This is a genomic window from Streptomyces sp. UG1 (assembly GCF_049974585.1).
Lineage (GTDB): Bacteria > Actinomycetota > Actinomycetes > Streptomycetales > Streptomycetaceae > Streptomyces.
Map to the genome: position 1 here is coordinate 66,475 of NZ_JBNGGG010000010.1, position 22,972 is coordinate 89,446.

20 protein-coding genes are annotated in these 22,972 nt (G+C 71.8%); 8 read left to right on the forward strand and 12 right to left on the reverse strand.

What is annotated here, in order from left to right; translation table 11 throughout:
• Positions 1 to 324: 324 nt before the first annotated feature.
• The 3 genes from ACP4J3_RS13330 to ACP4J3_RS13340 form a co-directional block, all read right to left on the reverse strand.
• On the reverse strand, positions 325 to 1,422 hold the full coding sequence (locus ACP4J3_RS13330; RefSeq protein WP_426533767.1) for a GNAT family N-acetyltransferase: 1,098 nt from the start codon (positions 1,420 to 1,422) through the stop codon (positions 325 to 327).
• A 1-nt stretch (position 1,423) separates the two neighbouring features.
• Positions 1,424 to 1,861, reverse strand: coding sequence for a hypothetical protein (locus ACP4J3_RS13335; RefSeq protein ID WP_426533769.1), 438 nt, complete (start codon positions 1,859 to 1,861; stop codon positions 1,424 to 1,426).
• A gap of 175 nt (positions 1,862 to 2,036) precedes the next feature.
• Complete coding sequence (locus ACP4J3_RS13340) at positions 2,037 to 3,245, reverse strand: S8 family peptidase (RefSeq protein WP_426533771.1); 1,209 nt, start codon at positions 3,243 to 3,245, stop codon at positions 2,037 to 2,039.
• Between the two features lie 278 nt (positions 3,246 to 3,523).
• Here ACP4J3_RS13340 and ACP4J3_RS13345 point away from each other — a divergent pair, with 278 nt between their 5' ends.
• The gene (locus tag ACP4J3_RS13345; RefSeq protein WP_426533773.1) at positions 3,524 to 4,333 is read left to right on the forward strand and encodes an SGNH/GDSL hydrolase family protein; all 810 of its coding nucleotides are present in this window, start codon (positions 3,524 to 3,526) and stop codon (positions 4,331 to 4,333) included.
• A gap of 3 nt (positions 4,334 to 4,336) precedes the next feature.
• Here the strand turns inward: ACP4J3_RS13345 and ACP4J3_RS13350 are convergent, their stop codons facing one another.
• From ACP4J3_RS13350 to ACP4J3_RS13365, 4 genes are all read right to left on the reverse strand, one after another.
• Positions 4,337 to 5,959, reverse strand: a complete 1,623-nt coding sequence (locus ACP4J3_RS13350) for a serine/threonine-protein kinase (protein WP_426533775.1) — start codon at positions 5,957 to 5,959, stop codon at positions 4,337 to 4,339.
• Between the two features lie 63 nt (positions 5,960 to 6,022).
• Positions 6,023 to 7,663, reverse strand: coding sequence for a nickel transporter (locus ACP4J3_RS13355; RefSeq protein ID WP_426533777.1), 1,641 nt, complete (start codon positions 7,661 to 7,663; stop codon positions 6,023 to 6,025).
• Positions 7,660 to 9,264 carry a tetratricopeptide repeat protein gene (locus ACP4J3_RS13360; protein WP_426533779.1) on the reverse strand — a complete coding sequence of 535 codons (1,605 nt, stop codon included), beginning with the start codon at positions 9,262 to 9,264 and terminating at the stop codon, positions 7,660 to 7,662. Before ACP4J3_RS13360 ends, ACP4J3_RS13355 begins: the two co-directional genes overlap by 4 nt.
• Positions 9,265 to 9,379: 115 nt before the next feature.
• A complete protein-coding gene (locus tag ACP4J3_RS13365; protein WP_426533781.1) occupies positions 9,380 to 10,915 on the reverse strand; it encodes a DUF4331 domain-containing protein in 1,536 nt (511 codons plus the stop codon).
• A gap of 231 nt (positions 10,916 to 11,146) precedes the next feature.
• On the opposite strand from ACP4J3_RS13365, the gene ACP4J3_RS13370 reads away from it, so the two are divergent.
• The 3 genes from ACP4J3_RS13370 (at position 11,147) to ACP4J3_RS13380 (ending at position 12,900) form a co-directional block, all read left to right on the forward strand.
• Positions 11,147 to 11,689, forward strand: coding sequence for a sigma-70 family RNA polymerase sigma factor (locus tag ACP4J3_RS13370; protein ID WP_426533783.1), 543 nt, complete (start codon positions 11,147 to 11,149; stop codon positions 11,687 to 11,689).
• Positions 11,686 to 12,504, forward strand: coding sequence for an anti-sigma factor (locus ACP4J3_RS13375; RefSeq protein WP_426533785.1), 819 nt, complete (start codon positions 11,686 to 11,688; stop codon positions 12,502 to 12,504). The genes ACP4J3_RS13370 and ACP4J3_RS13375 overlap by 4 nt, the downstream gene beginning before the upstream one ends.
• A gap of 126 nt (positions 12,505 to 12,630) precedes the next feature.
• Positions 12,631 to 12,900: a hypothetical protein gene (locus tag ACP4J3_RS13380; RefSeq protein ID WP_194047985.1), complete on the forward strand. Its 270-nt coding sequence runs from the start codon at positions 12,631 to 12,633 to the stop codon at positions 12,898 to 12,900.
• A gap of 173 nt (positions 12,901 to 13,073) precedes the next feature.
• Here the strand turns inward: ACP4J3_RS13380 and ACP4J3_RS13385 are convergent, their stop codons facing one another.
• A complete protein-coding gene (locus ACP4J3_RS13385; RefSeq protein ID WP_426533787.1) occupies positions 13,074 to 13,856 on the reverse strand; it encodes an ABC transporter permease in 783 nt (260 codons plus the stop codon).
• Positions 13,853 to 14,791, reverse strand: a complete 939-nt coding sequence (locus tag ACP4J3_RS13390; RefSeq protein ID WP_426533789.1) for an ATP-binding cassette domain-containing protein — start codon at positions 14,789 to 14,791, stop codon at positions 13,853 to 13,855. Before ACP4J3_RS13390 ends, ACP4J3_RS13385 begins: the two co-directional genes overlap by 4 nt.
• 63 nt (positions 14,792 to 14,854) lie before the next feature.
• On the opposite strand from ACP4J3_RS13390, the gene ACP4J3_RS13395 reads away from it, so the two are divergent.
• Positions 14,855 to 15,571, forward strand: coding sequence for a TetR/AcrR family transcriptional regulator (locus tag ACP4J3_RS13395; RefSeq protein WP_426533791.1), 717 nt, complete (start codon positions 14,855 to 14,857; stop codon positions 15,569 to 15,571).
• Here the strand turns inward: ACP4J3_RS13395 and ACP4J3_RS13400 are convergent.
• From ACP4J3_RS13400 to hmgA, 3 genes are read right to left on the reverse strand one after another with little or no spacing between them, the layout of a single operon-like run.
• Positions 15,568 to 16,710, reverse strand: coding sequence for a type ISP restriction/modification enzyme (locus tag ACP4J3_RS13400; protein WP_426533793.1), 1,143 nt, complete (start codon positions 16,708 to 16,710; stop codon positions 15,568 to 15,570). The genes ACP4J3_RS13395 and ACP4J3_RS13400 overlap by 4 nt on opposite strands.
• 26 nt (positions 16,711 to 16,736) lie before the next feature.
• Complete coding sequence (locus ACP4J3_RS13405) at positions 16,737 to 17,486, reverse strand: GntR family transcriptional regulator (RefSeq protein WP_426533795.1); 750 nt, start codon at positions 17,484 to 17,486, stop codon at positions 16,737 to 16,739.
• Positions 17,487 to 17,513: 27 nt separating this feature from the next.
• The gene (hmgA, locus tag ACP4J3_RS13410) at positions 17,514 to 18,839 is read right to left on the reverse strand and encodes a homogentisate 1,2-dioxygenase (protein WP_426533797.1); all 1,326 of its coding nucleotides are present in this window, start codon (positions 18,837 to 18,839) and stop codon (positions 17,514 to 17,516) included.
• Positions 18,840 to 19,000: 161 nt separating this feature from the next.
• Between hmgA and ACP4J3_RS13415 the strand changes: the two genes are divergently transcribed.
• The 3 genes from ACP4J3_RS13415 to ACP4J3_RS13425 all read left to right on the forward strand — a co-directional run bounded on the left by ACP4J3_RS13415 (position 19,001) and on the right by ACP4J3_RS13425 (position 22,798).
• On the forward strand, positions 19,001 to 19,618 hold the full coding sequence (locus tag ACP4J3_RS13415) for a hypothetical protein (protein ID WP_426533799.1): 618 nt from the start codon (positions 19,001 to 19,003) through the stop codon (positions 19,616 to 19,618).
• Complete coding sequence (locus tag ACP4J3_RS13420) at positions 19,615 to 20,229, forward strand: TetR family transcriptional regulator (protein WP_426533801.1); 615 nt, start codon at positions 19,615 to 19,617, stop codon at positions 20,227 to 20,229. Before ACP4J3_RS13415 ends, ACP4J3_RS13420 begins: the two co-directional genes overlap by 4 nt.
• Before the next feature lie 337 nt (positions 20,230 to 20,566).
• The gene (locus ACP4J3_RS13425; protein ID WP_426533803.1) at positions 20,567 to 22,798 is read left to right on the forward strand and encodes a molybdopterin oxidoreductase family protein; all 2,232 of its coding nucleotides are present in this window, start codon (positions 20,567 to 20,569) and stop codon (positions 22,796 to 22,798) included.
• Positions 22,799 to 22,972: the final 174 nt, after the last annotated feature.

Here is a 22,972-nt window from a genome sequence, read left to right on the forward strand (position 1 = left end):
CTGTGTGTCCGGTTCGAAAGGGGGGTTCGTGTCACTCACGGCACGGCGGAACGGATCCCCGTACGCGTGTGGTGAGCTGGCATGTCTGGCCGGCCGCGGCACAACGCGCAGCCGGTCGCGCGGCACGACTCGGTCGCAAGTGCGAACACCTTCACCGAGCACCCCCCTACCGCGCCCCGCGCCGGGACTGTCGCGGCCTTGAGCCCTCCCCTTGAGCCGCTTGCCACAGTCCGATGCGGGTGAGATGTACGACGGTATTGATGATTGAGTCTGTATGGCAAGAGCTGGAACGAGCCCTCACATTTTTGGTTGGTTTGACCGGAGTTATCGGTGTCCCGAGCGGATCTTCCCCATGCGCTTGAGGAGCCGGTCCGCCGGTTCGAACAGCTCCGGCCGTGCCTGCACGGTGTTGCGCAGCGCCCGGACCGGGGCACGGCGTGCCCGGTGTCCGAACGCGACCGGGTGACGCCGGGTCACCCACCCCTCCGACACCGTCAGCTCGCGTGTCTTCAGGGAGTCCTTGTACTCCTTCTGACCCCGGCCCAGGTCGAGGTAGGCGATGCCGTCGGCGGCGGCCGCCTCGGCCATCCGCAGATGCAGCACCAGACCCGGCGAGTACTTCGAGAACGCCGGGTCGTACGCCGGGAACCAGCAGGCCAGCACCCGCTCGCTGCGCAGCCCGAAGTGCGCGGCGATCGGCTTGCCGCCCGCGTACAGCACCGACAGGACCCCCGCGAACGGCTCCGAGCGGGTGTGGAAGAGCCGCTCCACAAGGCCGGTGATCCACTCGTGCGCGAAGCGGTCGCTGCGCCCGGTCCTGCGGTACTGCGCGGACTTCCACGCCATCAGCGTGCGCAGCGCGGCCGGATCCCGCTCGTCGTGCACATACCGCACGCCGTCGTGATCCCGGCCCAGCTTGCGCTCCTTGGCGAGCGTCGTTCGCGTGAACTTCGGTGACCGCTCCCGCAGTTGGGCCAGATACGCCTCGTACCCCTGGTCGACGTCCATGACCGGGGACGGGTAGCTGCCGGAGGCCTCCGACTCGAACCCCGGCTGGCCCTCCACCAGGTGGTCGAACTCCCACACGGCGAGTCCGCACGCCTTCAGCAGCTCCCGGGCGTCCCAGGTGAACCCGGGCCGGTGCACCACCCCCTGCGCGTCCGAGACGCCGAGGCCGATGGCCCGCCCGACGCCGGACGCCGTCCGGTGGAACGGGAAGTACGCGGCCGGCTCGCCGCCCTCCCGTACGACCGCGATCCGCACCCCGCGCCGGCAGCGGCCGACGGCGAGCGCGAACTCGGGCGACAGGAAGGGGTTGGCGAGCTCGGGCGAGCCGTGCAGATGGGCCTTGGACTGCATCGATGTCCACGCCGCCCGGTCGGCGGAGCCGAGCTCCCCGGGGCGGTACACGCTGATGTCCACGTCAGTCAGTCCGCCTTCGCGTCGTACGGCTGCGCAGCCGCCGCAGCGCGACCAGCAGGAGAATGAGGGCGCTGATCGTGGTCACGGCCACGACGCCGCCGGGCACCGACCACCGGTGCACGGCCAGCATGCCCTGGGTCACCAGCATGTTGACGACGACCGCGCCCGCAACCGCGGCCACGGTCCGGCCGAAGGGATCCAGCCCGCGCAGCGCGGCGGCGATGGCCCCGGCCGGAGCCGCGAGCAGGAAGAACAGGGTGAAGGGGCCGCGCAGCGGCGAGCCCGAGTCGACGAGCGCGAGGTACGCGCCGATTCCCCCCACAGCCGTCGCGGCGCCCGCGAGCAGCGGCGTCAGGTCCCTCCCCGGTCCTGGTCGCACACGCTCGGCGTCCTGAGACGAGTCTGTCTTGATACGTGCCTTGATACGTATGGTCTGCATTGGCGACTTTGCCCCCCGAAGCGCCGGATGCCGGGCTTCAATGTGGCTCAGCGCCGCACCGGCCGTCAAGATGCGAACGGCCCCTTGACAACTGTTCGAATCCCGTTCACATACACGCGGTCCCCGCAGGAGTGGGGCCTGCGGGGACCGGCGGTTCAGATGGCGCGGGGGTGGGTCACGGAACGAGCTTCAGCAGCCTGTTCGGGGAGCCACTGCCGGGGCTGGTGACCGCATTGGTGGTGGCACCGCCGGTGAGCGCCGAGGCCACCGTGGCCGGAGTGGCCGAGGTGTGGCCGGCCAGGTAGACCGCGGCCGCGCCCGCGACGTGCGGAGTGGCCATCGACGTACCGGAGATGGTGTTCGTCGCGGTGTCGCTGGTGTGCCAGCCGGCCGTGATCGACGAGCCCGGCGCGAAGATGTCCAGGACCGAGCCGTAGTTGGAGTAGCTCGCCCGGGCATCGGAGCTGGTGGTGGCACCGACGGTGATGGCCTCGGTGACCCGGGCCGGGGAGTACGAGGAGGCGTTGGCGCTGCTGTTGCCGGCCGCGATCGCGTAGGTCACGCCGCTGGCGATGGAGTTGCGCACGGCCGTGTCCAGCGAGGCGGAGGCGCCGCCGCCGAGCGACATGTTGGCGACCGAGGGGCCGGAGTGGTTCGCCGTCACCCAGTCGATGCCCGCGATCACCCCCGCCAGGGTGCCGGAGCCGCTGTTGTTGAGCACCCGGACCGCGACGATGTTCGCCCGCTTGGCGACGCCGTAGGTGGTACCCGCGACGGTGGAGGCCACGTGGGTGCCGTGCCCGTTGCCGTCCTGCGCGACGTTGTCGTTGTCGACGGCGTCGTAGCCGTTGCGGGCCCGGCCGCCGAAGTCGCTGTGGCTGATGCGGACGCCGGTGTCGATGACGTACACCGTCACACCGCTGCCCGCGCTGTCCGGGTAGGTGTAGGTGCCCGAGAGCGGCAGCGAGGTCTGGTCGATGCGGTCCAGGCCCCAGGGGGCGCTGGACTGGGTGGTGTCGGCCAGGTGGACCGTCTGGTTCTGCTCGACGGAGGCCACGGCCGGATCGGCGGCGAGTCTTCTGGCCTCGGTCGCGGAGAGGGTGGCGGAGTAGCCGTTCAGGGCGGCGCCGAACGTCTTGTCCACCGCGCCGCCGTACTCCTTGATCAGGCTCTTGCCCGCGCCGGAGGCGGCCTTGAGGCCCGCGTTCTGCTTCAGCGTGACGATGTAGCTGTCCTTGACGGCGGTGGGGGAGCCGGCGGCCAGGACCTTGCCCTCGGCCGGGGCGGCGTGGGCGGGGAGGGAGGTGAGGGAGCCGACGAGGGCGGCGGTCGCCAGGCCGGATATCGCGGCGAACCGGAGTTTGTTGCTGCGCAGTTGTGCCATTACGAGGGAGTCCTCCTCAAGGCGGTGCGCATGTGGTGCGCGCACATGTGGGGGTGCATGTGGGGGTGCATGCGTCGTAAAGGATCTGTGGTCCGGTCGTGACGGACAAGGGAGTTGACGGCCTGTCAACAAGCTTGTCATGAGCACGAAATCCAACGCATGGCGAACCCACAGGATGGGGTGCGCGATGCCCGGAAAAGTCTTGGCATGGACACTTCCCGTCAACACGCGTAGTTGGTACGACGGTTATGGCAGTGATCCTGCTATAGGGAGGTTCCATGAGACGTTCCCGACTTTCCGTATACGTCGCCTCACTCCTCCTCGCCGTCGGCACCGCCCTCACCGGGGCCGCCACCGCGCAGGCCGCCGACACCGCCGCAACCGGCGGCTATGTGGCGCTCGGCGACTCCTACTCCTCGGGCCTCGGCGCGGGCGGCTACCTCGGCTCCAGCGGCGACTGCAAGCGCAGCACGAAGGCGTACCCCTACCTGTGGGCCGCCGCGAATTCACCCTCGTCGTTCGACTTCACGGCCTGCTCGGGCGCTCAAACGGGTGATGTGACCGCCCACCAGCTCGGCCCGCTCAGCTCCAGTACCGCCCTGGTGTCCATCACGATCGGCGGCAACGACGCCGGTTTCGCCGACATCATGACGACCTGTGTGCTGCAGGGCGACAGCGCCTGTGTCTCCCGGATCAACACCGCCAAGGCGTTCGTCGACTCGACGCTGCCCGGCCGGCTCGACGCCGTCTACTCGGCCATCCGCGCCAAGGCCCCGCTCGCCCATGTGGTCGTGCTCGGCTACCCACGCTTCTACAAGCTGGGCGTCTCCGGATGCCTGGGCCTGTCCGAGACCAAGCGCCGGGCGCTCAACGACGCCGCCGACTACATCGACGCCGCCACCGAGAAACGCGCCCTGGACCACGGGTTCACCTTCGGCGATGTGCGGCCCACCTTCACCGGGCACGAGATCTGCTCCGGCAGCTCGTGGATGCACGCCGTCAACTGGCTCAACATCCCGGAGTCGTACCACCCGACGGCCGCGGGCCAGTCGGGTGGATATCTGCCGGTGCTGAACAGCGCGGCGTGAACCTCAGGAGTCCGGTGACTCGGTAGGCGTGGGCGAGACCCCGCCCGTCGGGGTCTCCGTCTCACATGTCACCGAGAACGGGACCGAGTTGGACTTCGTCTGCACCGGATCACTGACCTCGACACTGATCTCGTTCTCGAAGGTCCCGGAGTCGTCGTACGTCGTCACGAACGCCCGGTCCTGCTTGGTCCGCCCCCCGCCCTGCGGGAACGACAGGGTCTTCCAGCCCTGATCCATCACGTCGCCGTCCCTGGACACCCAGCGATAGGTGACCTGCGCCGGCAGCCGCCCCACCGTGAACGTCGCCGTGAAGGCGGGCGCCTGGCCGCTCGGCGGCGGACACGCCCCGGAGTACTCCAGGTTCGCGCCCGTCAGCGCCACCCGCACGGACTGCGGAGCCGGAGCGCTCGTAGGGCTCTCGCTCGGAGTCGGCTCGGGGCTCTCCTGGCCACCGGAGGCGCTCTCGCCCTCGGTCTCCCGCGGCGAAGTGCCGCCGCCCGCCTGGCCGGTGGTGCCCTTGCCGCCCGCGTCGCCGCCGTCGCCCCCACGGTTGAGGAGCCCGTACGTCAACCCCGCCACGGCCAGGGCGAGGACGGCGATGCCCGCGATCAGGGTGAGGGCGGCGCGGCGATTGCGCCCGGGGCGGACGGGGGCCGTGCTCGAGGCAGGGGCGGCGCCGACGGGCCGGGCCGGGGTGGGCGGTGGCACCGGGGCGGTCGGGGCGGTCTGCGGCGGCGCCGGGAACTCCGCCACGGTCGGGGAGTACGGGGTCGCCCGCACGGCGTCCGCGCGCGGCGTGCCACCCGCGCCGATGATCCGCAGGTCCTGCTCCGCCTGCTCGGCCGACAGCCGCTGGGCCGGGTCCTTGCGCAGCAGCCCCTCGATGACGGGGGCGAGCGGCCCGGCCCGGCGCGGCGGGGGCAGCTCGTCGTCGACGATCGCGCGCAGGGTGCTGAGCGGGGTGCTCTGGCGGAACGGGGAATTGCCCTCCACCGCCGCGTACAGCAGTACGCCGAGGGACCACAGGTCGGACTCCGGGCCGGGCGTGCGCCCGAGCGCCCGCTCCGGGGCCAGGAACTCGGGGGAGCCGATGACCTCGCCGGTCATCGTCAGGGCGGAGCTGCCCTCGACCATCGCGATACCGAAGTCGGTCAGGACGACCCGGCCGTCGTTCGACAGCAGCACGTTGGCCGGTTTCACGTCCCGGTGCAGCACCCCGGCCTCGAACGCGGCCCGCAGCGCCGCCAGCACCTCGGCGCCGATGTGCGCGGCGCGCCGCGGGCTCAGCGGGCCCTCGGCGTCCAGCAGCTCGGCCAGCGAGACGCCGCGGACCAGCTCCATCACGATCCAGGGCCGGCCGTCCTGCGTGGCCACGTCGTAGACCGTGACGACATTGCGGTTGGCGACCCGCGCCGCCGCCCACGCCTCGCGCTCAAGGCGGGCGTACATCCGCTCGACCTCCGGCGCGGGCAGCCCGGCCGGCGCGCGCACCTCCTTGACGGCCACCTCGCGGTGCAGCACCTCGTCACGGGCCCGCCACACGGTGCCCATGCCGCCCTCGCCGAGCGGGGACAGGAGCCGGTAGCGGCCCGCGATCACCCGTTCACTGCCGTGTTCTTCGGACACGGGTGTCCCCCATTCGCATCCGTGCGAAATCTCCACTCCGTGCGTTTTCTTCCCAAAAGTAGCTCAGCCGAGTACGGATGCCGCCCCCTGGAACACCAATCCGGCCCCGAGCAGCACGACGAGGAGCGCGGACGCCAGCGGGGCCGTCCTGCGCAGGAAGACCGTGAGCGGGTGCCTGGTCCAGCGGGGGCGCCGGTCCAGGAGGCGGGTGACCCCGCCACCCAGCTTGACCACGGCGAACCCGGCCGCCGTGAGGGTGAGGGCGAGTCCGACGCCGTACGCCACGACCAGCAGCAGCCCGAACCACGCCTTGCCGAGCGCCGCGGCGCCGACGAGCACCACGACCGCGGAGGGGCTGGGCACGAGCCCGCCGGCGAAGCCGAGGAGGATCGTGCCGCGCAGGGTGGGGGCGGTGGAGTGGGTGTGGGTGTGGCCGCCGTGGGTGTGGGTGAGCAGGCCGTGTTTGTGGGGGTGTGAGTGGGCGTGCTCGTGGTGGTGTGCGGGTGCGGGTTCGGGGGAGTGAACGTGGCCCGGTGCGGGTGCGGTGGATTCCGTCGCGGTGTGGGTGTGTGCGGCGACCAGGACCGGTTGACGTTCGTGGGGGTGCGGGTGGTCGTTGTGGTCGTGGTCGTGATCGTGCGTGTGGTCGTGTCCGTGCCCGTACCCGTGTTTGCGGAGGTGCCAGGCCCGGCGTACGAGGGTCGCGCCCGCCGCGATCACCAGGGCGCCGCTCGCCATGCCCAGCCAGGTGATCACCGACGGCGCCGCCGCCGAACCGGCCGTGATCAGCAGGCCCAGGGCGACCACGCCCAGGGTGTGGGTGACCGTCACCGAGGCGGCCAGGGGCATGACGTCCTTCAGACGCGCCCGGCCGCCGCGTGCCGTCGCCACCGCGGCCATGATGGTCTTGCCGTGGCCCGGGGCGAGCGCGTGCATCGCGCCCAGGAAGACCGCGATCAGCAGGGCGAGCGCGGCGAAGCCGACGGTGAGGTCGTGGCGGGAGACCAGGCCGTCCAGGGCACGCGTCCAGCGGTCGGCGCCGCGCGGCAGCACGGAGGCGCCGGGGGCGTCCTGCGCGGACTCGGCCAGGGCGGGGCCGCCGGGGCGGACGCGCAGGGAGGCCGTCCTGGTGTCGGCGGGGGAGGAGAGCAACTCCTCGGGGTACTCGGTCAGTTCGCCGGAGACCGACTCCTTCGGCACGTCCGAGGCGGTGAGCGTCATCCGGTCGCCGCGTGCCGTGACCTCCCGCCAGCCGGGGCCGGACCGCGCGCCCGCGCCACGGAAGCCGAGGGTGACCGTCGCGTCCTCGGGGAGCGGTGCCGTCAGCCGGCACTCCACCCGGAGCGTGTCGAGCCCCGCCTGACCGGGCCGCACGCGCGCGTGGCTGCTGTGCAGCGCCAGCTCGACGGTACGGCCGTCCACGGTGACCTCGCTGTCCCGCGCGGCGTTCGCGCACCGCTGCCGGGCCCACTCGGCCATGCCCGCCTTCTCGATGTCGGGCTCGGCCTGGGTCGCCGGGATCTCGGCGAGGTCCTCGACATGGTGGACGCGCAGCTCGCCGGGGGCGGCGACCAGGCCGTCGTAGCGGTTGACGGTGAAGTTGCCGAGAGGGTGCGCGCTCGCGTCGGTGACGGGCAGCAGCGTGAGCGCGCAGGCCGCCGTGAGGACGGCGGCGCCGGAGGCGAACAGCCGACGAGGGGTCACTTGGCCGCCTCCAGGTCCTTGAGCGCCTTACGGGCCTCCTGGGCGCCCAGCGGCGAGAAGCCCGGGTTGAGCTTCAGCGCGGCGCGGAGGTGCTCGCGGGCGTCGTCGGCGTTGCCCGCGGCGCGCTCGATGATGCCGCGGTGGTAGCGGAACGCGGCGTTGCGGTAGCCGGTCGCCGTGGCCTCGCGGGCGTAGCGGAGGGCTTCCTCGTCCTTGCCGTTGACGTGCAGCGCCCAGGCGAGGGCGTCCGCGGTGTGCACGGTGCGGCGGCGGTCCCACTCGGCGCGGGCGGCGCGCAGCGCGGAGGCCTTGTCGCCGTGGTCGGCGGCCGCGAGGGCAGTGTCCAGGTCGGCGTTGACGCCGTTGGCGCGGGCGAGGGCCGTCCAGGCGTCGACCAGGGCGTAATGGTCCTCGGCCTTGGCCTGGTCGCCGGCCGCCTCGTACAGCTCGCCGAGCTCGACGAGGGGGCCGGGGAGGGGGTAGCGGGAGACCACGTCCCGCAGGCTCTTGAGCGCACCTTCCCTGTCGCCGCTCGCCGACTGGGCGCGGGCGCGGCCCTCCAGGGCGGGGAGGTGGCTCTCGTCGGCGGCGAGGGCGCGGGCGTAGTGGGTGAGGGCCGCTTCGTAGTCGCCCTGGTTCCAGGCGAGTTGGCCGAGCTGGGCGGCGACGTAGGCGATGTCACCCGGGGCGATCGCGGAGGAGAGGGCCTGCTCCAGCACGCGCTCGGCCGTGCGGACGTCGCCGCGCAGCTCGTGCACATACGCGTACCGCGTGAAGACCGGGATGCCGGGGCGGCGGTCGTCGGCGGTGTCGGCGGCCTTGGCGGCGTCTTCGTAGCGGCCGAGTTCGACGAGGGCGTCCACGCGGCTGCACAGGGCGCGTTCGCTGTAGGGGTTCACCTCCAGGGCCCGGTCGGCGTGGTTCAGGGCGTCCTCGAAGTCGTGCCGGGCCGCGGCGAGGGCGGCGCGGCCGGCCAGGGCCTGGTCGTTGTCGGACTTCAGCGCGAGCGATCGCTTGAAGGCCCGTTCGGCCTGGGGGTAGCGGGAGGGGTCGCCCTTGGTGCGGGCCTGTTCCACGTACGCCAGGCCCAGGGTCGCCCAACTGCTGAAGTCCCTCGGCTGGTCGCGCAGGTGGGACTGGAGGGAGGCGATGCCGGCGTCGAGGTCGCCGCCGGAGAGGAGGCCCGGGGAGAGGGCGGCGGAGGCGGGGGCGATGCTGCGGTCGTCGTTGTCGCGTGCGGCGCCGAGGGCGATGGCGCCGGCGGTGAGGGCTATGGCCAGCAGGGCCGCGCAGCTTGCGAGGTGCAGGGTGCGGTGGCCTCGGGCGGCTGCGGCGGCGCGGCGTACGGCGGTGATGCGCTGGCCGTTCTTTTTCTCGCCCCCGCCGCCCCTACCCGTCCCATCCTGAAAGGGCTCCGCCCCTTCGACCCCGGGCCCTTCTGGGGGCTGCGCCCCCAGACCCCCGCTTCGGCCCTGAACGGGCCTCGTCCTCAAACGCCGGACGGGCTGGAGAGCACGCACGCGGCGTACGGCGGCGACGCGCTTGTCGTTCCCGTCGTTCCCCTCGTTCTCCGGCGGGGTGTCGTTCGTGCGCGGGGCCATGCCCTCTCCTCGATCGGGTGCTCAGGAACCGTCGTTGCGTGCGGCGGCGCGGCCCGCGCCGTGGGGGATGAGTACTTCGCGGGCCGCGCCAGCTTTCTTGGGGGGGGAACGGGGCTCAGTACGCCCGGTCCCGCATCCGGCGCCACCACAGCAGGGCCATGCCGATCAGCAGGACACCCAGTGCGCCGGCCCCTGCCGACCCGGCGATCAGGGTCATGTTGGCCTTGTCGCCCGCGGCGCCCGCCGGCTGGAGCGCGTCGCCGAGCTGGCTGCGCACGTCGGTCTCGCCGTCGGTGCCCTTGGCGAGCGGGCCGCGCGAACCCTCGGTCGGCAGGGCGACGTACGGGAAGGCCTTCTCGAACTCCTTGTCGTTCTTGTCGACCGCGTCGCCCAAGTCGTTCTTGGCGCCGAGGAGTTCACCCTCGACGACCTGGAGGGAGGCGTCGATCACGTCGTCGGTGAGGCGGCGGCCGTTCGGGAAGCCCGCGTTGTCGCCGTCGAGGACGCCGAGCCGCTTGGGCTCGTCCGTGGGCTTGATCGAGGTGTTCAGGCGCAGCATCTCCGACGGGGTGACGTGCGGCGGCTGGTTGAGGTCCTTGACGCCCTTGAGGAAGACGTCGACCAGGTCCTCGCGCGGCTCGTCCGGCGCCGGGATCTTGTAGATCGCCTCGATGAGCTTCGGCAGCTCGGGGTTGGTGACGTTCTTCAGGAACTGCGCGTCGTCCCACGGCGCGGACGCGTTGAACTTGTCCTTGTCCTTCAGCGGGTTGACGACCTCGTTGACCAGCGGGTTGCCCAGCCGCGAGACCTGCTCGTAGTAGCCCTTGGCGTTCTGGCGCTGCGTCGTCGACCAGATGCCGACGATCGGCTGGTCCGCCGACTCGGCGATCATGTGGTTGGGGACCTGCAGGGCTATCGAGTTGACGTTGTAGCCCTTGAGCGTGTCGTTGCCGACCTCGGAGAGGTTCCCGCCGTACAGCAGGTCGAAGACCCGCAGGTCGAGGAAGAAGGGGTCGTCGGCCTGCCCGGCGAACGTCGTCGTGCCGCCGTGGAGCTCGTGGACGGCCTGCTCGCGCAGCTTGGCGTAGTCCGGCATCGACGCCCTGCCGACGTTCGAGGGCGCCACCGGCACATCGTTCGCGATCTTCGTCTTCGACACCAGCTTCTGCTTCTTGAGCTTGATCAGCTCGATGTCGTACGTCTGCGTGATGTTGAGGTCGGGATCGTCCAGGCTCTCGACCGGACCGGTGTTGTACAGGAACGTCTTCTCGTTCTTGACATGCGTGTCGAAGGTGAAGCGGTAGAGCAGGTCGCCCTGCGCGTCACCGTCGTTGTCGATGTGGAGGTCGTACTGGGCGTCCTCGGCGAACGTGAAGAAGTTCGGTCCGCCGGCCGGCTCCTCGAAGGGGATCCAGTTGGCGACGATCGTCGTCGTGTCCGGCTTGTCCGGGCTGACGAACGCGTACACGTCCGTGTTGTCGTACTGCGGCGTCCCCGAGATCAGCGGGGCCTCCCGGTGGCTGGAGGCGGAGGCCGCCCCCGGTTCCAGCGCGGTCACGCCGGCGGCTGCGAGCCCGCCGGCGGCCAGCGCACCACACACAAGGGTCGCGAGGCTCCTGCGTCCCGCTCCGCTCCTGGAAATAGGTGTCATGCCGTCCGTCCTCAGTGCCAACTTGCCTGACGAACCCGATTCGGAGCCGTCGCCCGAGTGGATTGGTCGAAATCTCAAGCGTTCTTACGGGCGAACTGAAAACTTGTTTCATCGGCGGACCACCCGCGTTTTCGGCCCGCTGATCCGTAACCCCATCCGGAGGTGGGTTCGTTGCGAATACCTCGTGGGGCGAGGAGGCCGACATGCGGACTGGCTGGAGGGGGAGACGAGTTGGACGCGGACGAGCTGCTCGTGCTCGTGGCGGGCGGTGACCAGAAGGCGTTCGAGGACCTGTACGGACTGGTCTCCGGGCCGGTGTTCGGGCTGGTGCGGCGCGTGGTGCGCGACCCGGCCCAGTCGGAGGAGGTGGCCCAGGAGGTGCTGCTGGAACTGTGGCGGTCGGCGGCGAAGTTCGACCCCGGCCGGGGCAGCGCCCTGTCCTGGATCCTCACCCTCGCCCACCGCCGCGCCGTCGACCGGGTGCGCAGCGCCCGCGCGGCCGGCGAACGCGAGCAGCGGGAGGCGCTGCGCGCCAACCACCCGGCCTTCGACCACGTCGCCGAGGAGGTCGAGGCGGGCCTGGAACGCGAGTGGGTGCGCCGCTGCCTCGACCGGCTGACCGCCCTCCAGCGCCAGTCCGTCACCCTCGCCTACTACGACGGCTACACCTACCGTGAAGTGGCCGAGCGGCTCTCCCTGCCGCTGGGCACGGTCAAGACCCGGATGCGCGACGGACTCATCCAGTTGCGCAAGTGCCTGGGAGGTGTCGCATGAGCTTCGTCGGCCGCCTCCTGCGGCGCGAGGACCTGCACTCCCTCGCCGCCCCCTACGCCCTCGACGCACTGGAGCCCGGCGAACGGCTCCGCTTCGAGAAGCACCTGAAGAACTGCGTCGTCTGCGCCGCCGAGGTGCGCGCCCTGTCCGAGGACGCCGTCCGCCTCGCCTGGTCGACGGCCGCCGCGCCGCCGGCCGCGATGCGCGACCGGGTCCTGGCCGCCGTACGCGCCACTCCCCAGGAGCCCGCCGGGCGGGAGCAGGCACCCGCGCGTGCCACCCAGTTGCCGCCGCATGTGTGGGGCACCCGGCCACCGCCGCGCACCCGTGCGCCCAGGGCGCGCCCCTTGCTCGTGCCGTTCGCCACGGTCACCGCCGCCGCGGCGCTCGTCGTCGCCTCCCTCTTCGCCGTCCAGGCCGACCGGACACAGGACGAGCTGGACGCCCAGCGCGCCCGGGCGAGTGAGATCGCTAACGTTCTCGGCGCACCCGACGCCCGGGCGACCGCCGGCGAGGACGCTCAGGGCCGCACCATCGGAGTGGTCGCCTCCGCATCGGAGGGGCGCGCGGTCGTCACTCTGAGCGGATACGGCGAGTTGCCCAGCGGCCGGGTGCACCAGCTCTGGCTCATGCGCCCCGATGTGCAACCACGCTCCTTGGGCCTTTTCGACGGCGACACGCCCTTGCTCGCATCCGGTCTCGACAAGTCGGCGACATCACTGGCTGTGACCGTCGAGCCCGACGGCGGATCACCACAGCCCACCAGCCAGCCCGTTGTCCAACTCGCCCTGAAATCGGTTGGATTCGGAGAGTAATCAAGGACGGGTCGTCAACACCCTTACGGGGAAGGTGAATCCTGTGACCGCGATACACGAGTGCCGCACTGGGGCGATAGGGTTAACCTGCCCGGGCCGGGTGGACTCGTACGGGTGGGGAGTGACATGGATCAGATAACAGTGCGCAGCAGGGCCAGGGTCCCTGCGATCACCTGCGGGAGCAACGCGACCAGTTCGCGTCTCGACCGCCATCTCTCGGTACTGGCGGGACCCGCCGTGCCGCAGGGGGAGGCGGCCGAGGCGACGTCACTGATGCGCGAGCTGACCACGCGTGACGTCGCGCACGAGCGCAGCGACCGGGGTGCACGCGTCCGTCGCGTCTCGCTGTTCGCCCCGCTGCGTCGGCTCCGGCGTTCGCTGTTCGGCGGGCGCTGACTCGCACCCGGCGTCCCCCGAACGACCTCCAGGCCCGCGCCCGGCGCACCACACGTCCCGGCGCCGTACCGCGCTGCCGCCGCCGTCATCCCCAACGGCACGCGTCGGCGCCCCCGGAGCACCACCCGGGCGCGGGCACGTCCCCCGGCTCTCCCCACCCCGCATCCGGTACGTCAGCGCTCGCCGCGCGCGTACCGGCGTACCGCGAGCGGCGCGAACACCACGATCAGCGCCGCGCACCAGGCGAGTGACCCGGCGACGGGATGCGCGACCGGCCAGGCGGCGTCGTCCGGCACCGGAGCGTTGCCGAACAGGTCCCGCAGGGCCGTCGTGACCGCGCTGATCGGATTCCACTCGGCGAGTGCGCGCAGCCAGCCCGGCAGTCCGTCGGTCGGGATGTACGCGTTGGACAGCAGCGGCAGGACGAAGGTCGCCCCGCCGAGCTGACCGGCGGCCTCCTCGTTCCTGGTGAGCAGCCCCAGGAAGATCCCGACCCACGTCGTCGCGAACCGGAACAGCAGCAATAGCCCCACCGCGCCCACCGCTGCGGGCGCCGACCCCTCGATCCGCCAGCCCACCGCGAGCCCGACCAGCAGGAACGGCACCGTCCCCGCGGCCGTGACGACGAGATCCGCGGCCGCCTGTCCGAGCGGTACGGCGGCCCGGCTCATCGGCAGCGTCCTCAGACGGTCCATCACGCCCCGGTGGGTGTCCTGGGCGGCCTGGAACATCCCGGTCATGATCCCGTTCGCCGCGGTCGCCACCAGCAGCCCCGGCACCAGGAAGGAGCGGTACTGCTCGCCGGGCATCGCCAGCGCGCTGCCGAAGACATAGCCGAAGAACAGCAGCATGGTGATCGGCATGGTCTGGGTCAGGATCAGCAGGCCCGGGTTGTTGCGCAGCCGCCGCAACTGCCGGCCCAGCATCGCGCCGCCGTCGTAGGCCAGGGTGGTCATGCGGCACGCTCCTCGGTGAGTCGCAGGAAGACGTCGTCGAGTGTCGGCGGTTCGATGCGCGCGTCGAGCAACGGCACGCCCGCCGCGTCCAGTTCACGCACCAGGCGGGGGAGGGTGAGCGTGGCGTCCCGGGTGACCGCGCCGACCGCGCGCCGCTCGTGGTCGAACGACGGCTCGGCGCCGGTGAGTTGATCCAGCACGGCCGCCGCCTTCGCCATGACGTCGGCGTCGGTGACGACGACCTCGACGTGCGCGCCGATCGCCGCCTTGAACTGGCTCGGCGAACCCGTGTGCGCGACCTGTCCCCGGTCCATCAGGGCGATGGTGTCGGCGAGTTGGTCGGCCTCCTCCAGATACTGCGTGGTCAGCAGCACGGTGGTGCCGTCGGCGGTCAACTCCCTCACCGCCTCCCAGATCCGGTTGCGGCTGGCCGGGTCGAGTCCGGTCGTGGGCTCGTCGAGGAACAGCACGTCGGGACGGCGCACGAGGCTCGCCGCGAGGTCGAGGCGGCGGCGCATCCCGCCCGAGTACGTGGACACCGGCCGGTCGGCCGCCTCGGTCAGCCCGAAGCGGTCAAGGAGCTCACCGGCCCGCTCGGCCGGGCCGCGCACCCGGTGCAGCCGGGCGAACAGCCGGAGGTTCTCGCGGCCGGTCAGATCGCCGTCGACCGACGCGTACTGCCCGGTGACGCCGATGCCGCGCCGTACGGCCGCCGGGTCCCGCAGCAGGTCGTGCCCGGCGACCCGGGCCGAGCCTGCGTCCGGGCGCAGCAGCGTCGTCAGGAGCCGTACGGCCGTCGTCTTGCCCGCGCCGTTCGGGCCGAGGAGGCCGCAGACGGTGCCCTGCGCGACGGCCAGATCGAGTCCGCGCAGGGCGTGGACCTCGCCGAACCGCTTCTCCAAACCTTCACTAAGTACAGCGTACGTAGAAGTCATGGGTCGACCATAGCGCACTACGTACGTTGTACGTAACTAGGATGGTGGCCGAGGTGATGACCGATGGCGGGCAAGGCGGCCGAACCCCAAGTGATCTGGGCGCGTCCCGAGCGGACCGGGCGCGGTCCCAGGCCCGCGTTCACGCGCGCGGACATCGCGGCCGCGGCGGTGCGGATCGCCGACGCCGATGGGCTGGATGGCGTGTCCATGCGGCATGTCGCGGCCGAGCTGGGCTGCGGGACGATGTCGCTGTACAACTACCTCCCGCGCAAGGAGGACCTGTACGAGCTGATGGTCGACGCGGTGGGCGCCGAGCACGAGATCCGGGAGCCGACGGGCGACTGGCGCGCGGACATGATCCGCAACGCTCAGGAGACCCGCGCGATCATGCACCGCCACACCTGGGTACCGCGTCTGATGTCAGGGGTGTACGGCTTCAGCCCCAACACCCTGCGCTACCTGGAGCACTGCCTGGCCTGTCTGGAACCGCTCGACGTCCCGTACAGCGTGAAGATGGAACTGGTCGCACTGCTCAACGGCGTCGTGACGACGTACACCGCGAACGAGATCGCCACCGCCGAGCGCACGCGTTCCGTCCCCTGGTCCGAGGAGGAGGAGAACGCGGTCCGCATGGCCTACCTCGGCAGCCAGGTCGCCACCGGCAAGTATCCGCGGCTGGCGGCGTCCTTCATGGAGGACCGCGGGCCGATCGATCTGGAGGCGGTGTTCCGGCGGGCGCTGGAACGGGTGCTGGACGCCTTCGACCCGAGCCTGCGTTAGATCAACGCGAGCTGACCCTCCGGGCCCTCCTCGTGCCCGTCCAGCACCGACGCCGGCCTGCGGGCCGGTTCCGGGACCGGCAGGACTCCCGCCTTGCGGAGGTCGGTCGCGGTGACGGGAGACGTCGACTCGGGGTCGAGCGGCTGGAGTTCCGCCAGCAGGGCCAGGACCGTGATCAGCTCCAGCAGCTCCGATGTCCAGGCCTGCGGCCAGGTCGCCGGGCGGATCGCCGCCAGGGTGCCCGGCTCGGGCTCCATGACGCGGGCGGTGAACCACTGCTCCAGCACCTTCACGCCGGACACCTCGAAGTCCCAGGCCTGAGGCGGCACCGGTGAGATACGGCCCTCGCCCAGCAGCAGGGCCTCCTCCTCGCGGTCGTACTCGAGGGCCGGCGGACGGGCCGGGAGCGGCGCGCGGACGTACGGACGGCGGCCGCCGGGCAGCTTCGGGCGGTCACCGTCGCGGCGCATCAGCCACAGGGCGCGCCGGCCCGACTCCACGCCGTGGGCCCACAGTTCGGGGTCGCCGGTGAGGGGGACGGTGAGGTCGGGGCGTACGGCGGCCAGCGTCCAGGCCAGGACGTCCACCGGCTCGACCGGTCCGCCGAGCCGGTCGCTGAGGTGCTCCAGGAGGCCCGGCGCCAGATTGGGTTCCGTGCCGCCCGGGCGGCGGTACAGCGGCCGGACGCGGCCCGGGCGGAGCAGCGGGAGGAGCGAGGTCGCCAGCAGGCGGGACTGAGGGGTCTCCAGGACGAAGATCTGCTGCTCGTCCGCCACGCGCCACAGTTCGGGGCGGGCCGCGTCGATCAGCCGGTGGTCGGGGATCAGCCACTGCTCGTCGAAGGGCCCGTGCAGGACGCGTACCGGCTCCGGGCAGGGGCCCGAGGCGCGGATCAGCTTCTCGGTGCCGGTGGACCGGCCCGGCAGCTGTCCGACCGCCGAGTGCAGCGTGCGCGAGCGCGTCGGCTCCAGCAGGGCCTCCCGGTCCGGTCCCTCGGCCTTCACGAAGGCGTCCCAGCGGGCCTTCAGGGACGCCGCGTCGGGGCCCGTCGGCCACCCCCGGCCGAGCCGCGGCGGTGCGACGGACCACGGCATGAGGTCCGCCAGCGGCGGAGCGTCGTCGTGCGTCACGCTGGGCATCGTACGACTTGGCTGCGACAGCGGGGTCAGGTCGCCTCCAAGGTCACCGTGAAGGAGAAGCGGTCGCCCCGGTAGTGGATGACCGCCGCGTCCAGCACACGCCCGTCCGCGTCGTACGTCACGCCCGTGTAGTGCAGGATCGGGCTCAGCAGCGGGACTTGGAGCAGCTTCGCCGTCTCGGGGTCGGCCAGCCGCGCCTCCACCGTGTCCGTGATGCGGCTGATGTCCGCCCCGACGACGTCCCGCAGGACCTTGGTCATCGGCCAGCGGACCAGGTCGCCCAGGTCGATGTGCGCGGCCAGTTCGGGGCGGACGTAGTTGCGGGCGTGGTTGGTCGGCTCGCCCGTCTTCTCGTCGCTGCGCAGGCGGTGGTACGTCGCCACCTCGTCGAGGTCCGGGAAGTACTCGGCGAGTTCGGCCGGCACCGGCCCCCGGCCGTGGTCCAGCAGCTCGGTCGTCATGCCGGACTGCTGGGCCACGATCGCGTCCACCGAGCCGAGCAGCCGCACGGGGGCGCCCCGGCGGGCGTCCGGCTCGATGAACGTGCCGCGTCTGCGGTGCCGCGTGATCAGGCCCTCGTCCTCCAGCTCCTTCAGCGCCTGCCGCATGGTCAGCACGCTCACGCCGTAGTGCTCCGCCAACTGCTCCTCGGTGGGCAGCCGCAGCGGGTCCTGCGGGCGGCGGCCCAGTATGGAGGCGCGCAGCGACTGCGACACCTGGTACCAGAGCGGCAGCTTGCGGTTCAGGACGATCGAGTCCGGGGCGAAGGAGGTCACGGGGCCATCCGTACCGGTTGGGGATCTTCAGGGCAAGGGGCGAAAGTGGCGCTCCATGCCCCGCCAGACGTCGTCGTAGCGCTGCTGCAGATGGTCGGCGCCGGCCGACTGCGGGGTCAGCGTCACCGGCCAGCGGGTCTCGAACATGAACGCCAGACCGTCGTCGATCTTCTGCGGCTTGAGCTCGGCGGCGCTCGCCCTGTCGAACGTCTCCCGGTCCGGGCCGTGCGCCGACATCATGTTGTGCAGCGAGCCGCCGCCCGGCACAAAGCCCCCAGGACCGGCAGTCTTCGCGTCGTAGGCGCCCTCGATGAGGCCCATGTACTCGCTCATCACGTTCCGGTGGAAGTACGGCGGCCGGAAGGTGTCCTCGCCCACCAGCCAGCGCGGCGCGAAGACCACGAAGTCGACGCCCGCGAGGCCCGGGGTGTCCGACGGGGACGTCAGGACGGTGAAGATCGACGGGTCCGGGTGGTCGTAGGAGATGGTGCCGATCACATTGAAACGGCGCAGATCATAGATGTACGGCACATGGTTGCCGTGCCAGGCGACCACGTCGAGGGGTGTGTGGTCGTAGGTGGCCGTCCAGAGGTTGCCGCAGTACTTGTTCACCACCTCCACCGGGCCCTCGACGTCCTCGTACGCGGCGACCGGCGCCAAGAAGTCCCGGGCGTTCGCGAGGCCGTTGGCGCCGATGGGACCGAGGTCGGGGAGGTGGAAGGGCGCCCCATAGTTCTCGCACACATAGCCACGCGCCGACTCGTCCAGCAGCTCCACACGGAAGCGCACCCCACGAGGGATCAGCGCCACCTGTGCCGGCTCCACATGCAGCAGCCCGAACTCCGTGCGCAGCAGCAGCCCGCCGCGCTCGGGCACGATCAGCAGCTCGCCGTCGGCGTCGCTGAAGACGCGGTCCATCGAGGAGTTGGCGTGATACAGGTGCACGGCCATGCCGGTGCGCCGGGTCGCGTCGCCGTTGCCGCCCAGGGTCCACAGGCCGGCGAGGAAGTCGGTGCCGGGCGCGGGCTCGGGCAGCGGGTTCCAGCGCAGGCGGTTCGGGTCCGGCACCGAGTCCGTGAAGGGCGCCGTACGGATCGCGCCGTTGTCGGTGCGCGTGAACGCCGGGTGGGCGGCCGACGGGCGGATGCGGTAGAGCCACGAGCGGCGGTTGTGCGCCCTCGGCTCGGTGAACGCCGTACCGCTGAGCTGCTCGGCGTAGAGGCCCAGCGGGGCGCGCTGGGGCGAGTTGCGCCCCTGGGGAAGGGCGCCCGGCACCGCCTCCGAACTGTGCTCGTTGCCGAAACCGGAGAGGTAGGTCAGCCCTTCCGCGGTCTTCCGCGCGTCCCCGTTCATGATCACTCCCTTGGGATCCTGATTCCTATGTCTCACCATAGGATTGCGATTTCCCGGGCGCAAGAGATCCGCCGGTCCTCCTCTGGGGGTACGACCGGAACCGGACCCCAACCCGACTCAAGGGGGATCCGGCTGTCGGACCGGTGTTCTACTCTCCGGGCATGTCGTGGACGCGGACCCTGCTCGCCGCGCTCGCGGTCTGTGTCCTGCTGACCGGATCCGCGGGCTGCGGCTCCGGTACTGCCCGGGATCCGGGGGAGGGCAGCGTCTCGCCCTCCCCGGTGGGCAAGGTCCTCGACGACACCGACGACGACGGGCGGCACTATCGCGAGGTGGCCGAGGACGAGGCTCCCCAGGTCGCCATAGAGGTGCAGCCGGACACGGACGGCGGCACCCCGGGAGGCTGGGACGTACGGCTGACGGTGCGCGACTTCCGCTTCTCGCCCGTCGGCGCGAAGCCGCAGGCCGTGGCCGGGCGCGGGGTCGCCCGTCTCTTCGTGGACGGCCGCCTCGTCGCCGAGCTGCGCACCCCCGACCACCGCCTGACGGCCGACCTCGTCCCGCGCGGCACCCACCAGGTCACCGTCCGGCTGTACGCCGACGACGGCACGGTGTGGGCGGTGGACGGCGACCCCGTCGAGAGCACCGCCGACATCACGGCATCGGAGGCGGAGACGACCGCGACGCCGACGGCGTCCCCCGCGGCGCTGAGCGCGCCGGGTGCCTGTCTCCGTACCGGGGGCCGATGTTCACCGGACCGAGCCGGAAAGGCATCATGAAGACCGTGCCCCATCCAGCATCGCTACGCCGGGCGCCCGTGCAGCGCCGCAGCGCCGAACGGCTCACCAGGATCCTCGACGCCTGTGCCGACCTCCTCGACGAGGTCGGCTACGACGACCTGAGCACGCGGGCCGTCGCCCAGCGGGCAGGCGTCCCCATCGGCTCCGTCTACCGCTTCTTCGGCAACAAGCGGCAGATGGCCGACGCCCTCGCCCAGCGCAATCTGGAGCGCTACACCGCCCGTGTCACCGAGCGGCTCGACGAGACCGGCGAGGGCGGCTGGCGGGAGGCGATGGACGCCGTGCTCGAGGAGTACATCGCCATGAAGCGCACCGCGCCCGGCTTCTCCCTCGTCGACTTCGGCAACCAGATCCCCGTCGGCACCCGCGGCGAACCCAACCACCGCGTCGCCGACCGCCTCACCGACCTGCTCTCCGGCTATCTCGACCGCGAACCGGACGACGACCTGCGCCGCATCTTCCTGGTCGCCGTCGAGACCGCCGACACTCTGGTCCACCTGGCCTTCCGGGTGTCCCCCGAGGGCGACGACCGGATCCTTCAGGAGGCGCGGGAGATGCTGCGGGCGTATCTGGCGCGGGTGCTGGACTGACACCGCCGCACTGCCGACGCCGGACGGGCGGGCCGCGGTGCTCCGGCGTGAGGGCTGTGCGCGCCCGGCGGGCGGGGCGCTCGGTGCGGGCAGGCCAGGCATGTGACGGCGGTTGCGCGCGGGCCTGACAGTCCGTGTGAGCGGAGCCGGGGCGTCACGGTGGCTGCGGGCGGCGCGGCCGTACGCGGTCACAAAGCCGGCGCCCCGGTTGCCGCACGGCCGACGGCGCGCGAATTTCCGACCTCACCCCCGGAAGGGGCTCCCCGTTGTGCATACCGGTCGGTATGCTCAGCCTCGAGTCAGCGCGTCACCACCGCCGCCACCTCGGGAGGAACCCGTGTCCCGCACCGCACTGCGCATCTGCCCCCTGTGCGAGGCCACCTGCGGCCTGACGCTCACCATCGAGGGGACCAAGGTCACCGGTGCCCGAGGGGACCGCGACGACGTGTTCAGCCAGGGGTTCATCTGCCCCAAGGGCGCCTCCTTCGGTGCCGTCGACGGCGACCCCGACCGGCTGCGCAGCCCCCTCGTGCGCAAGGACGGCGAGCTGCGCGAGGCCACCTGGGAGGACGCCTTCGACGCGATCGCCGCCGGTATCCGCCCCGTCGTCGAGCGGTACGGGCCGAACTCGGTGGGCATCGTGCTCGGCAACCCCAATGTGCACACCGTGGCCGGCGCGCTGTACCCGCCGGTCCTGATCGCCGGCCTGCGCACCCGCAGCATCTTCACCGCCTCCACGGTCGACCAGATGCCCAAGCACGTCTCCAGCGGACTGCTCTACGGCGACGCCCTCGCGATCCCCGTGCCGGACCTCGATAACACCGACCACCTCCTCCTGATCGGTGCCAACCCCCTGGAGTCCAACGGCAGCCTGTGCACCGCCCCCGACTTCCCGGGCAAGCTCAAGGCGCTCAAGGCCCGCGGCGGCACCCTCACCGTCATCGACCCGCGCCGCACCCGCACCGCCAAGCTCGCCGACCGCCACCTCGCGATCCGTCCCGGCACGGACGCCCTGCTCCTCGCGGCGATGGCGTACGTCCTCTTCGAGGAGGGACTCGTGGATCCGGGTGAGCTGACCCCGCATCTGCAGGGGCTCGACGAACTGCCCGACGCCGTACGGGACTTCACCCCCGAAGCCGTAGCCGACGCCTGCGACGTGGCCGCCGGCACCATCCGCGCCCTCGCCCGCGAACTCGCCGCCGCCCCCACCGCCGCCGTCTACGGCCGCATCGGGAGCTGCACCGTCCCGCACGGCACGCTCGCGAGCTGGCTCGTCGACGTCCTCAATATCCTCACCGGCAACCTCGACCGCCCCGGCGGCGCCCTCTTCCCGCAGGCCGCCACCGACAAGACGCCCCGCCCCGCCGGGCCCGGCCACGGCTTCGCGCTCGGGCGCTGGCGCTCGCGGGTGAGCGAACACCCCGAGGCCAAGGGCGAGTTGCCGCTCTCCGCGCTCGCTGAGGAGATCGACACCGCCACCGAGCAGGGCGAGCCGATCCGGGCGCTCATCGCGGTCGCCGCCAACCCCGTGCTGTCGGCGCCCGACGGCGACCGGCTCGACAAGGCCCTCGGCTCCCTCGACTTCATGGTCAGCGTCGACCCGTACCTCAACGAGACCTCGCGCCACGCCCACGTCGTGCTGCCGCCGCCCCCGCCCTCGCAGAGCCCGCACCACGACTTCGCCTTCAACACCCTCGCCGTGCGCAACCAGGTCCGCTACACCCGCCCCGCCGTCCCGCTGGAGCCGGGCCGCATGGCCGAGTCCGAGATCCTGGCCCGGCTGATCCTGGCCGCCACCGGCATGCACGGCGCCGACCCGTCGGCGGTCGACGACCTGGTCATCGGCCAGACACTCGGCAAGGCCGTCAAGGAGCCCCACTCGCCCGTCCACGGCCGTGACCCCCAGGAACTCGCGGCACGGCTCACCGGCGACAGCGGCCCCGAGCGCCGGCTCGACATGATGCTGCGCCTGGGCCCCTACGGCGACGGCTTCGGCGTACGACCGGACGGGCTGACCCTCGAGAAGCTGCTGGCGCATCCGCACGGCATCGACCTCGGGCCGCTCAGGTCCCGGCTGCCCCAGCCGCTGAAGACCGTCAGCGGCAAGGTCGAGCTGCTGCCGCGGCCCATCGCCGACGATCTGCCCCGGCTGCGGGAGGCCCTGGAGCACCGCCCCGACGGTCTGGTCCTCGTCGGCCGCCGCCATCTGCGCTCCAACAACAGCTGGATGCACAACGTGCCCGCCCTCACCGGCGGCACCAACCGCTGTACCCTGCACATCCACCCGGAGGACGCCGAGCGGCTCGGCATCGGCGACGGGGCGCCCGTACGGGTCAAGGGCGCGGGCGGAGAGGTCACCGCCCCCGCGGAGGTCACCGACGGTGTGCGTCCGGGCGTCGTCAGCCTGCCGCACGGCTGGGGGCACGACCGGCCCGGCACCCGGCTGAACCATGCGCTGAAAGAGCCCGGCGTCAACGTCAACCAGCTCCTCGACGGCAGCCTGCTCGACCCGCTGTCGGGCAACGCGGTCCTCAACGGCGTACCGGTACTGCTTTTTCCCGGGGGATAGCCCCCGGACCTCCATGGCCACCGGATCGACGCTGTGAGCAGTGCAAAGCTGTGACCAGCAGTTTTGCGCTTATTGCTCGCATGTCAACGTCTTGTTAACGCTGTCTGAGCGGACCTAACGTCATCCCACCGCCGGCCCTGGTGGGTCGTTCAAGGGCGAACGTTAGGTATCCAC

Bases quoted from the DNA above. Each gene is read 5' to 3' on its own strand.
- ACP4J3_RS13335 (WP_426533769.1), bottom strand. From the start codon at position 1,861: ATGCAGACCATACGTATCAAGGCACGTATCAAGACAGACTCGTCTCAG.
- ACP4J3_RS13340 (WP_426533771.1), bottom strand. From the start codon at position 3,245: ATGGCACAACTGCGCAGCAACAAACTCCGGTTCGCCGCGATATCCGGC.
- ACP4J3_RS13345 (WP_426533773.1), top strand. From the start codon at position 3,524: ATGAGACGTTCCCGACTTTCCGTATACGTCGCCTCACTCCTCCTCGCC.
- ACP4J3_RS13360 (WP_426533779.1), bottom strand. From the start codon at position 9,264: ATGGCCCCGCGCACGAACGACACCCCGCCGGAGAACGAGGGGAACGAC.
- ACP4J3_RS13365 (WP_426533781.1), bottom strand. From the start codon at position 10,915: ATGACACCTATTTCCAGGAGCGGAGCGGGACGCAGGAGCCTCGCGACC.
- ACP4J3_RS13375 (WP_426533785.1), top strand. From the start codon at position 11,686: ATGAGCTTCGTCGGCCGCCTCCTGCGGCGCGAGGACCTGCACTCCCTC.
- ACP4J3_RS13380 (WP_194047985.1), top strand. From the start codon at position 12,631: ATGGATCAGATAACAGTGCGCAGCAGGGCCAGGGTCCCTGCGATCACC.
- ACP4J3_RS13385 (WP_426533787.1), bottom strand. From the start codon at position 13,856: ATGACCACCCTGGCCTACGACGGCGGCGCGATGCTGGGCCGGCAGTTG.
- ACP4J3_RS13390 (WP_426533789.1), bottom strand. From the start codon at position 14,791: ATGACTTCTACGTACGCTGTACTTAGTGAAGGTTTGGAGAAGCGGTTC.
- ACP4J3_RS13395 (WP_426533791.1), top strand. From the start codon at position 14,855: ATGGCGGGCAAGGCGGCCGAACCCCAAGTGATCTGGGCGCGTCCCGAG.
- ACP4J3_RS13400 (WP_426533793.1), bottom strand. From the start codon at position 16,710: ATGCCCAGCGTGACGCACGACGACGCTCCGCCGCTGGCGGACCTCATG.
- hmgA (WP_426533797.1), bottom strand. From the start codon at position 18,839: ATGAACGGGGACGCGCGGAAGACCGCGGAAGGGCTGACCTACCTCTCC.
- ACP4J3_RS13415 (WP_426533799.1), top strand. From the start codon at position 19,001: ATGTCGTGGACGCGGACCCTGCTCGCCGCGCTCGCGGTCTGTGTCCTG.
- ACP4J3_RS13420 (WP_426533801.1), top strand. From the start codon at position 19,615: ATGAAGACCGTGCCCCATCCAGCATCGCTACGCCGGGCGCCCGTGCAG.